This window comes from Streptococcus sp. HMSC077D04 (genome assembly GCF_001808785.1).
Taxonomy (GTDB): domain Bacteria; phylum Bacillota; class Bacilli; order Lactobacillales; family Streptococcaceae; genus Streptococcus; species Streptococcus mitis_BX.
The window spans coordinates 24426-31018 of sequence record NZ_KV794529.1 but is presented as its reverse complement, the minus strand read 5'-3'; the positions used below and the strand labels follow the sequence as shown (position 1 = coordinate 31018).

Genomic DNA, 6593 nt, shown 5'->3' with positions numbered 1-6593 from the left:
ACGGTTTTTGAAAGTCATATTTCTTCATTTGATGTCCACAATCAGGACAAGATGGGGCATTGTAATCCAGTTTAGCGATGATTTCCTTGAGTGTATCCTTATTGATGATGTCTAGAATCTGGATATTAGGGTCTTTAATATCGAGTAGTTTTGTGATAAAATGTAATTGTTCCATATGAATCTTTCTAATGAGTTGTTTAGTCGCTTTTCATTATAGGTCATATGGGACTTTTTTTCTACAACAAAATAGGCTCCATAAGATCCATAGGGGATTTACCCACTACAAATATTATAGAGCCGAATTTTCTCTTGGATGTCTTTTTTTTGTCTGAAAATTAGAATTTTCATCACTGATTTTTAGAGTGATAACATGAAATATTTTTCATGTTGAAATGGTTTTAGAGTTATAGCATTTTTTCTGAATTTCTAATTTATTTCAAAATAAAAAAATTACCTTCTAAAAATTAGATGCAAAATCTAATTTTTAGAAGGTAGTTTGTTAATATTAAAATCGAATTTATTGGATAAAATTAAAGAGTTAGCTATAAAGCATATTTTGCCTTATTTTTCCATATAATTACAAACATTATTAATTTGTTTATGAAAATCTGTGCCAAATTTTTCGTCAAAAAATGCACTTCCGACTGTGAAAGCCCAAGGATTTGCCTCAATGACTTCATCTAAACGTTCATAACTATCAACACTGCCAGCCAAACAAACGGGAGCCTCTATAGCTTGAACAAAAGCATTGTTTAGTTTGACAGGATCACCTGTATATCGGTACCCTAGCAAGTCAAATCCGTAAACTCCTTTTGCTAGATATTCCTTTGCCTCAGAAATCATGTCCTCGATAGAACCTTCTAGAATAGATGGGCGATTAGTAATTTGTCCAACAAATGGCATGTATTTCATGTTGTTTTCTTTGCAGAATTGATTGATTGAATCAAAGAAGACAGTTCCCATTAAAATATCACACCCACATTCTTTTGCAATTTTTGCACCGTGAAGTCCACTTTCTTCGTCATATTCAACAACTTCAAGAAAAGTAGTTTTGCCGCAAGATTTCATTCTGGAGAATAGAGACTTCATTTCAGAAATAGGAAGAGGTTTTTCCTTAAATCCCCAATACTGAGCTTTAGAGTTTTTACAGGATTCGAAAATTTCACTAGCATTTTCAACTGTGTGATCATTATGTGTCAGCATAACGATTAATTTAGGTGTGGTGTTCATAATAGTTCCTTTTATCTTGAATTTAAGTCTTTTTTGATAGTAGAATATTTAGATTATTGTTTAATCATTTCAGTAGGAATGAGCTTCGGATCGTACATGACTTTTGAATGATTTTTCAAAATAAGCTCTTTTTCCAAAGTTTGTTCAGTTATTCTATCAAGTTTTTCACGATAAATCATGGAATTGCGATAGTAATAATTGCCTTCTTTTTTGAAATGATGATTTTCTTCAACTATCTGATAAGTGAACGGAAATTGTGATTCACTTCTTAATTCCCCGAAGAGAATTTCATTTTCAGTCCATGTTCTCAATTGAATAAGTTGGTCAGTATTATTTTTAAAACGATAGTCCTGATGATTATACTGTACAGAAGTTCCATTCGCAAATGGTTTCCGAGTCCCCTTATCAGGGTCTAATGCATCAGAGTGAGAATGAAATTCTGTAATTTTCATAGGACTATGAACAATTAAAAGATGAAGCAAGTTAGCTAAATTACATAGCCCGCCGCCAATATCAGGTTCTACTTTTCCATTAATAATAACTCGCCCTTCCTGGTATCCTTTTTTCTTTGTTGTATTACCAACTAAACTCCAAAAAGAAAATTCTTCTCCTGGATGAATGATAATGTTATTTAGATTTTTACTAGCAATCTGTATGTTGGTAGCTTTTCCTTTTTGAAGATTAATATCAATTCCAGGACCACGTTTTATCAGTTGGGTAGAATATGATGAAACTAAGTTAGGTAATATCTTTTCTTGACGAATCTTAGAGAATTTTTTTCCTTGTTTAAAGTTCTGGATATGTCGTTTTAGATTTTCTTTTTTTAAAGAGATTTTATATGTTGTAGGACTAATTTCACAAAATAATAGATCCTTATTCCAAAAAACCATGTTGTTTCTCCTTTTTGATCACATCTAAATTTTTATTTTTTTGTCTCAAAAATGGGTAAGTATGAAGTATTAATTTTTCAACCCATCGTTTTTTACCAATTCCGCCTTCTTTAGGATCATATAAAAAATCAACCAAGATAGTGGAGATATTTGCCCGACTAGCTCCCAGGACATCTGTAAAAAGTTGATCTCCAATCATAACTGTTTCAAATGGCTTTAGCTGCATCATGTTAAGAGCTTTTTTAAAGTTCTTAGGATTTGGTTTGTCAGAAAGAGGAATAAAAGGAACAGATAAATGTTGATTAAATTGTGTAATTCTTTCTTCGTCGTTGTTTGACAAAAGAAAAATTTGGAAACCAATGGCTTTGAGATTTTGAAAAAGTTCAATAACTTGTTCTGTAGCAGGGGCACCATGCATCACAAGAGTTTGATCGATATCAAAAATTAATCCTTTAAAACCAAGTTGATATAATCTTTGATAGGGGATATCAAAAACAGTTTTTGCTCGTGCCGCCGGCATGAATGGAAACATATTGTGTAAAGCCTTTCATTGAATATATAACAATAATTCTAGCACATATATAGAACAAGGTCAATACCACTATTAAGTGTGTAGCAGAAATAGATATTCCTAGTAGACAACCGTCCACTTTTTTTATATAATAAAACTAAACCAAATTGGTTGAGTTTTAAAAATATGGATTCAAGCATCGATTAGTCTTTCTAAGAGAGATAATGTCCATTAAATTATCATAATAGGAGGTGAAGTATGTATCAGCCAGAGAAACTCAAGGCTCGGAGGAAAGAGTTAAAACTGACACAGAGGGAAATTGCAGAGAAACTTGGGATTAGTTTCCAGGCTTACTCAGCTTGGGAACGTGGAATCAAAGAACCGTCTAAGGAGAAGGTAGCCCAGTTAGAGAACATTTTAAAGGTATCCAAAGGATATTTTACTCAGATCGAGATTGTCCGTCTCTACCATAGCCTCTCCAAGCAAGGGCAGGAGAAGGTTGTTCTCTATGCTCGCAACCTATCTCAAGAGGAGAAAGCCCAGAAAGTAACAGCGATGCCAGAGCGCCTCTACGAGTACCGTGTTTATGAACGCATGTCAGCAGGGATTGGGGCTTCGGTCTACGATGATCAGAATTTTGATACGGTTTACTTTAATGAGGAACTAGCCCATGATTTTGCGTCCTGGGTGTCTGGGGACTCCATGGAACCCAAATACCAAAATGGTTCAGTGGCTCTGATTCGAGAGACAGGATTTGACTATGACGGGGCGGTTTATGCAGTGGTTTGTAACAATCAGACCTATATCAAACGGGTCTATCGAGAGGAGAATGGCTTGCGTCTGGTCTCTATCAATCCTAAATACAAGGATATTTTAATCTCCTATGAGGAAGATCCTCGGATTGTGGGGATTATCGTTGGGAACTTTGTGCCGATGGAGGGCTAGCCAATGGGCTATTTTGATTATTCCAGAGAGCCCAAAAGTGACATTGCCTTTGTCGATATGAAATCCTTTTATGCTAGTGTCGAGTGTGTGAAAAGGGGCTTGCATCCGCTGAAAACCTCCCTTTGTGTCATGAGTCGAGCGGATAATTCAACTGGTCTTATCCTAGCCTCCTCTCCCCTATTTAAGAAGATTTTTGGCAAGTCAAATGTTGGTCGGGCCTATGATTTGCCTTTTGATATCAAAACGCGAAAATTTTCCTATTACAATGCTCGAAAGCAAGGGCTACCTACCGACTCAGACTATGTTCGCTACATCGAAGATTGGGCTCAAGTTACCTTGATTGTCCCTCCTCGAATGGACGAGTACATTGCAGTCAATATGGAAATCCAGCGAATCTTTCAAAACTATGGCGGTCCAGATGATATTTATCCCTACTCTATCGATGAGGGCTTTATTGATCTGACTAGTTCACTCAACTATTTCATCCCAGATAAGAGTCTCTCTCGCAAAGACAAGCTGGATCTGCTTTCTGCCCGTATTCAGAGGGATATTTGGAGGCAGACAGGGATCTACTCTACAGTAGGTATGTCCAATGCCAATCCCTTACTAGCCAAGTTGGCTCTGGATAATGAGGCCAAGCACACTCCGACCATGAGGGCCAACTGGTCTTACCAGGATGTGGAAGAGAAGGTCTGGTCCATTCCCAAGATGACCGACTTTTGGGGAATTGGCAGGCGGATGGAGAAACGCTTGCATGCTCTGGGGATTTTTTCCATCAAGGAATTGGCAACCAGCAATCCCGACCAGCTAAAGAAAGCTCTGGGGCAGGCTGGTCTGCGTTTGTGGTTTCATGCTAACGGAATTGATGAGAGCAATGTTCATAAGCCCTATAAAGCCAAATCCAAGGGCCTGGGTAATTCTCAAATCTTGCCGAGAGACTACGTGAAGCTACGGGATATTGAAATTATTCTCCGAGAAATGGCGGAGCAGGTAGCTATTAGGCTGAGAAGGGTGGGCAAGAAAACAACCCTTGTCTCTCTCTATGTCGGTTTCTCTAAACAGGAGATCAGGTCGTCTATTCACACACAAATGAAGGTCGAACCGACCAATAATACAGCTGTCTTAACGGATTATGTTTTGAAGCTATTTCATGACAAATACACTTCTGGAGCGGTTAGAAGTGTCGGAGTTAACTATTCAGGCTTTGTAGACGAGTCCTTTGGATTGATTTCCCTCTTTGATGATGTTGACAAGTTAGAAAAAGAAGAAAGGCTCCAGACGGTCATTGACTCCATTCGGGAACAATTTGGTTTCACTTCCCTTTTAAGAGCAAATGCACTGGAAGAAGCCTCTAGGAGTCTTGCCAGAAGCAAGCTGATTGGGGGACATTCTGCTGGAGGATTAGATGGATTACAATGATTGATCGTTCTTATTTACCCTTTCAATCCGCGCGAGATTATCAAGATCCAGGGATGCAGAAGTGGATGGGATTTTACCTTTCAGAACACACCAGTTCGCTCAGTGAAGAAAAAAGCCGTGTTGATTTTTCGACGGATTTGACTCCAGATGAGAAGTTGCACTTGCTTTCTCAGCTTTATGTTGGCCAACTTAAGGCAAGTTTTGTGCTAAAGGAAAAGAAGCAGAAAACCACTATCATCGGTGTGGTGAGAGAGTTATGGCCTCAGACTTTATCTATTAGGACAAACGAGGGATATAGGTTGATAGATGTTGCAGATATCCTAGAAATTCGGCTGTGGGAGGAGGGAGTTTATGACTAGAAAAGAGCTGTATGAAAACAAACTGCAGATGGATTACTTTTCAGATAACTATATTCGTTTTGAAGAGGATTTTCAAAAATACTCTGCCATGAACGTACCCTTGACTTTCTTGATTGATGACATCCTACGAACCATGGCAATGAATCAGAAGAACTACTTTGTCTTAAATAAGGAAAATGCCAAGGATGGGCGGGAGCATAGATTTTATTTTAGGGTGGTAACGGAAAAAGCGTGTCCTAGAAATAGGACCTATGTATATGCTGGGATTAAAAATAGTGGCCAGTAGATTTGGTAGGAGATGAGCTCGTTCTCTGGTGTACATCATTTCAGCTATCTGCGGAGGAATTGCAGAAGCTTATTATGGTCTTTCTGATGAGATTAGACAAGAAGCCCTATCTTTTTTAGATAATCGTTTACTTGAAATTGTTGTTGAATTTGAAAATACTTATCCCAAATAATCATTCTGTTTTATAGATACTAAGATATCCATAGGAATTTATGGATATCTTTTGATTTATATATAGAAAAAGAGAAGACCGGCTGGTCTTCTCTTTGGGGGAACTAGAATCATTGAAAAGAATTAAGTAAAGATTTTAATTAGTCTTTGAAATTCTTTTGGAATATGAGTAGAGACAATACTGAAGTAATAGCAGCCAAGAATAAGAAGGCATTTGCTTCTTGCTCTCCAGTTTCTGGGAGTTGTTTTTTCTTGTCTTGTTTAACTGTAGTAGCAACAGGTGCTTTTTCATCTTTTCTTGGTGAATCTTCTGTTACAACTGCAGGAGCTGGTTTTTCAGTTTCTCTAGGTAGAACATACTCAGGAAGAGTTACAACTGGTGGTGCCTCTGTTCCTACAGAACTTTGTTTAGTCCCGACTTCAATCACTCTGTCTAGAGCTGGAGTTGACTCAGTTTGAACTACCTTGCGATTGCTACCATCTACTTCGACATACTCAATTAGCAGGCCGTCTTTCCCTTCTGCTAGAACTTTCTCTTTTCCTTTATCTAAGTTTGGATTTTCGTGACGGATAGTCTTGAATGGTACTGCCTTCTTGACAATATCCAAACTTGGAAGTTTAAAGACAAGGTCCTTAACTCCCTCTTCAGGACTTGAAGAAGTAATTGGTTTTTCAGGTTGTTTCGGTTCAACCGGTTGCTCTGGTTGGCTAGGTTGTAATTGCTTGATTTGTTCAAGAGCCTTATTGAGAGCTTTGTTGACGTCTTCTTGAGTCTTAGCCTC

The 6593-nt window shown here is 37.8% G+C and carries 9 protein-coding genes and 1 pseudogene; 5 read left to right on the top strand and 5 right to left on the bottom strand.

The features are described 5' to 3' along the window. From HMPREF2701_RS11010 to HMPREF2701_RS03930, 4 genes and pseudogenes are all read right to left on the bottom strand, one after another. A pseudogene (locus tag HMPREF2701_RS11010) lies at positions 1-175 on the bottom strand (ISL3 family transposase); the annotation flags it as partial. Between the two features lie 386 nt (positions 176-561). Then, positions 562-1230 (bottom strand): beta/alpha barrel domain-containing protein, encoded by a 669-nt coding sequence (locus HMPREF2701_RS03940; RefSeq protein ID WP_049509862.1) that lies wholly within the window; start codon positions 1228-1230, stop codon positions 562-564. A 53-nt stretch (positions 1231-1283) separates the two neighbouring features. Beyond that, positions 1284-2120, bottom strand: a complete 837-nt coding sequence (locus HMPREF2701_RS03935) for a VanW family protein (RefSeq protein ID WP_061590057.1) — start codon at positions 2118-2120, stop codon at positions 1284-1286. Continuing rightward, positions 2104-2652, bottom strand: coding sequence for a YqeG family HAD IIIA-type phosphatase (locus tag HMPREF2701_RS03930; protein ID WP_070482177.1), 549 nt, complete (start codon positions 2650-2652; stop codon positions 2104-2106). The genes HMPREF2701_RS03935 and HMPREF2701_RS03930 overlap by 17 nt, the downstream gene beginning before the upstream one ends. Before the next feature lie 237 nt (positions 2653-2889). Here HMPREF2701_RS03930 and HMPREF2701_RS03925 point away from each other — a divergent pair, with 237 nt between their 5' ends. From HMPREF2701_RS03925 to HMPREF2701_RS03905, 5 genes are read left to right on the top strand one after another with little or no spacing between them, the layout of a single operon-like run. Continuing rightward, positions 2890-3576 carry an XRE family transcriptional regulator gene (locus HMPREF2701_RS03925; protein ID WP_070482175.1) on the top strand — a complete coding sequence of 229 codons (687 nt, stop codon included), beginning with the start codon at positions 2890-2892 and terminating at the stop codon, positions 3574-3576. Between the two features lie 3 nt (positions 3577-3579). Next, a complete protein-coding gene (locus tag HMPREF2701_RS03920) occupies positions 3580-4995 on the top strand; it encodes a Y-family DNA polymerase (protein WP_070482173.1) in 1416 nt (471 codons plus the stop codon). Then, on the top strand, positions 4992-5354 hold the full coding sequence (locus HMPREF2701_RS03915) for a hypothetical protein (RefSeq protein WP_070482171.1): 363 nt from the start codon (positions 4992-4994) through the stop codon (positions 5352-5354). The genes HMPREF2701_RS03920 and HMPREF2701_RS03915 overlap by 4 nt, the downstream gene beginning before the upstream one ends. After that, entirely contained in the window at positions 5347-5640 is a 294-nt protein-coding gene (locus tag HMPREF2701_RS03910) for a DUF5960 family protein (protein ID WP_004269894.1), read from the top strand. Before HMPREF2701_RS03915 ends, HMPREF2701_RS03910 begins: the two co-directional genes overlap by 8 nt. Positions 5641-5668: 28 nt before the next feature. Further along, positions 5669-5812: a hypothetical protein gene (locus HMPREF2701_RS03905; protein WP_004269895.1), complete on the top strand. Its 144-nt coding sequence runs from the start codon at positions 5669-5671 to the stop codon at positions 5810-5812. 139 nt (positions 5813-5951) lie between these two features. On the opposite strand, the gene HMPREF2701_RS11480 is transcribed toward HMPREF2701_RS03905, so the two are convergent. Then, on the bottom strand, positions 5952-6593 hold a 642-nt coding region (locus tag HMPREF2701_RS11480; RefSeq protein WP_261674408.1), incomplete at its 5' end, for an LPXTG cell wall anchor domain-containing protein.

Excerpts from the sequence above, each read along its gene's own strand:
- HMPREF2701_RS03940 (WP_049509862.1), bottom strand. The coding sequence starts at position 1,230 with ATGAACACCACACCTAAATTAATCGTTATGCTGACACATAATGATCAC.
- HMPREF2701_RS03935 (WP_061590057.1), bottom strand. The coding sequence starts at position 2,120 with ATGGTTTTTTGGAATAAGGATCTATTATTTTGTGAAATTAGTCCTACA.
- HMPREF2701_RS03930 (WP_070482177.1), bottom strand. The coding sequence starts at position 2,652 with ATGTTTCCATTCATGCCGGCGGCACGAGCAAAAACTGTTTTTGATATC.
- HMPREF2701_RS03925 (WP_070482175.1), top strand. The coding sequence starts at position 2,890 with ATGTATCAGCCAGAGAAACTCAAGGCTCGGAGGAAAGAGTTAAAACTG.
- HMPREF2701_RS03920 (WP_070482173.1), top strand. The coding sequence starts at position 3,580 with ATGGGCTATTTTGATTATTCCAGAGAGCCCAAAAGTGACATTGCCTTT.
- HMPREF2701_RS03915 (WP_070482171.1), top strand. The coding sequence starts at position 4,992 with ATGATTGATCGTTCTTATTTACCCTTTCAATCCGCGCGAGATTATCAA.
- HMPREF2701_RS03910 (WP_004269894.1), top strand. The coding sequence starts at position 5,347 with ATGACTAGAAAAGAGCTGTATGAAAACAAACTGCAGATGGATTACTTT.